Source organism: Tardiphaga sp. (genome assembly GCF_028290495.1).
Classification (GTDB): Bacteria; Pseudomonadota; Alphaproteobacteria; order Rhizobiales; family Xanthobacteraceae; genus Tardiphaga.
Genome location: NZ_JAQGJT010000198.1, coordinates 1 through 2752 on the forward strand (window position 1 = coordinate 1; position 2752 = coordinate 2752).

General features: G+C 63.0%; 2 protein-coding genes and 1 pseudogene. All 3 read right to left on the reverse strand.

What is annotated here, in order from left to right:
• Nucleotides 1-199 precede the first annotated feature (199 nt).
• Nucleotides 200-1378, reverse strand: coding sequence for a Xaa-Pro peptidase family protein (locus tag JWQ24_RS27910; RefSeq protein ID WP_299815674.1), 1179 nt, complete (start codon nt 1376-1378; stop codon nt 200-202).
• 2 nt (nt 1379-1380) lie between these two features.
• The gene (locus JWQ24_RS27915) at nt 1381-2232 is read right to left on the reverse strand and encodes a PfkB family carbohydrate kinase (RefSeq protein WP_299815677.1); all 852 of its coding nucleotides are present in this window, start codon (nt 2230-2232) and stop codon (nt 1381-1383) included.
• Nucleotides 2232-2752 (reverse strand): annotated as a pseudogene (locus JWQ24_RS27920) (SIS domain-containing protein); the annotation flags it as partial. The gene JWQ24_RS27915 and the pseudogene JWQ24_RS27920, both read right to left, overlap by 1 nt.

The following is a 2752-nucleotide window of genomic DNA, read 5'->3' on the forward strand; positions in this document are numbered from 1 at the left end:
CCGAATTCCTTCGAGCTGTAGGTGACCGCGATGATCGGCCTGAGCGTATCTCGCACTGCGGCAGCGGGAGGCACGACCGTGGCCGTCGATGATCTGTTCGACATTCGGTTTCTTCTATGGCAATCGATGTGAATCTCGCGACTCTCGCGATGGAGGTTGTGGTTTACGTTGGCCCCGCGTGGGCGCGAACGTCGATCACTTAGAACGACCGACCGAGATCCAGCGGGGTCAGGGCTTCGTATCCGTCGTCCGTTACGAGGAACGTGTCGCCGAAGCGGGCGCCTGCGACACCATCTACATAGACGCCGGGTTCGAGTGCGATGAGCATGCCTGGCTCGAGGACTGTGGGGTCGCCCGCCTTGATCTCGGGCCATTCCGGGTCGCTGAGACCGATTCCGCGACCCGTTCGGTGCCGGAGGGCGGATGTGATTCCTTCTGCTTCGATGGCTCGGATCGCGGCGTCGTGGAGTTCGCCGGTGGTCACGCCAGGCCTGACGAGTTCGATCGCCGCCTCCTGGGCGGAACGTGCTGCCCGCACGACTCGCAGCACGTCGTCGCTAAACGGTTTGCCACCGATGCGAACCGGTCGGTCGAAGCAGATCCCGTGCCCGAAGAACGGACGGCCGCAGTAACACAACTGCAGCACGTCGCCATCCGACAACTCTCTTCCGGCGCCGACCGCGTGGGCGCGCGATGAGCGGTCTGGCCCGGACGCGAGAACGTGGATTCCGGGAATTAGGGGGGAATGCTCGACGTCATCGTCCCACCAAAAGGCTGCACGGTCGATGCCTGCATCACGGGAGGCGCGCACGACTTCCCACTCGTGAACTCCGGGGGCAGCGAGAGCGACTGAAGCGTTGAACTGGTGGACCGCGATGTCGGCCGAGCGCCGGACGACGTCGATGGTCGCCTGGTCTTTCACCTTGCGCACCTCTCGGACGATCGGAGCCGCGTCGCTGATGTGATCGGCCCCAAGGATCGAGCGCAGCGCTTCGAGAGCGCTTGCGGATGTCGCGTCGTAGTCGATGCCGATACGTGCGGAGGGTCCGAGCGGTTCGAGTTGGCGCACCAGAGCTTCGATGGCGCTGCGCGCCACTCCGTCTTCCACCCATTCGATCCATTCCTCGGCTACCGGGATCCAGGATTGCTGCCGTATCTCAGGCGCTTCGATGCGAGGGGAAACAAAGCGCGGATCCCCGTTGGCAGGCACAACCACCCAGACTGGGCGAACGCTCGCGATGCCGTCGACCCCGCCGAGGTATCTGTGGTTGTCGAAGCTGCTCAACGCGAAGGCGTCGAACCCGTTTTCTCGGATCGCTGCTTGCAGGCGCTGAAGTCGTGCTCGGTAGTCGTCGATGGTGGGAAATGCAAGTGTCATGGTCATCCTTCGTTCGTGGACTGAGCGAGCGCAGTGTTGTCGCTCGCGACGATCAGGGCCCGCCCGTGGCCGAACCCTCCTGGCATTCCGCACACCTCGGCGGAATACCGTGCTGCCTCGTCCGCCGCGGCAGGCAGATCGACACCCTCCCAGATGCGCACCAGCAACCTGGCGATGAATGAGTCGCCCGCGCCGAGGGTGTCGACGACCTGCGCCGGCGCTGCCGGCTGGAAGTGGATGCGGGTGCCGTCCGAGATGACGGCGCCTAGTGCGCCCCGAGTGACGATCACCCAACGAGCACCCTGTGCGTGGGCCCATGCGATCTGCGACTCCACTTCCTCCGTGCTGCTGTCGGATCGGGAGAAAGTCGCGACGGTGATCGCGGAAAGCAATGGCGCGGCGTAGTCGTTGTCGCGATCCGAGAAATCGTATGAGACGGCGGTCCGAGTCGCAATGGCGGACAGCGCCTCCTCCATCCGGATCGTCTCGCAGAGGTGGACAATGTCGAACCCGGCGAGATAGTCGAGGTCGTCCGAGTCCGGATGGAAGAGCGACACTCCCTTGAGGCAGAGGCCGAACGATCGATTCCCGGTTTCGTCGGTGTAGACCGTCGCGAAGGCGGTCTCACCGTCGACCCGGCGAACTCGATCGGTCTTGACGCCCTCGGAGAGCAAACTGGATTTAACGAGGTCACCCTCGTCGTCGGTCCCGATGACGCCCACGTAAGCGGATTCGGCGCCACTTCGCCGTGCATGGACGGCCACGTTGACGGCGTTTCCTCCCGGGTACATGAAGCCCAGGTCCACGTATCGGTCCACGACGTTGTCGCCGAGGCCAACCAGTCGAACAGTCATCAGTACTCCACCGTGAACATGTAACGACGACGGGTGAGCGAGTTGCCGGAGACAGCTTCGAGGTGCTCAGCGAGACGCTTTGAAAGGGTGGCTAACAGGAGGGGTGTGACTTCTCCTCGCAACTCGGCTGGCACGCCCTCGAGGGCGAACTTCCGCGAGTCGACGATGTGGTTGTTGTCGCTGTAGCGAGCGAAGAACGACTCGAGGCGGTCGATCTGGACGCTGCTGGCATCTTCACCGCGGAAGACCAAGATCGGGGTGTCGCGGTCTGTGATCTCGAAGGCGCCGTGAAAGTACTCGTTGGCGTTGAAGGCAGTAGCACCCTTGCGCTGCATCTCGAGGAAATAGCACATCGCCATTCCATAGCCCACGTTGTAGTTGGGGCCGCCGGCAAGCACGTAGGTATGATCAGCGGGCACAAGAGCTTTTGCGATCTCCGGGAAGATTTCGTCCGCCTCGTCGTGAGCACGGTCCAAGGCGTTGGGAAGTGCGTCGAAAGCTTTGCGGATGCCGTCGTAGT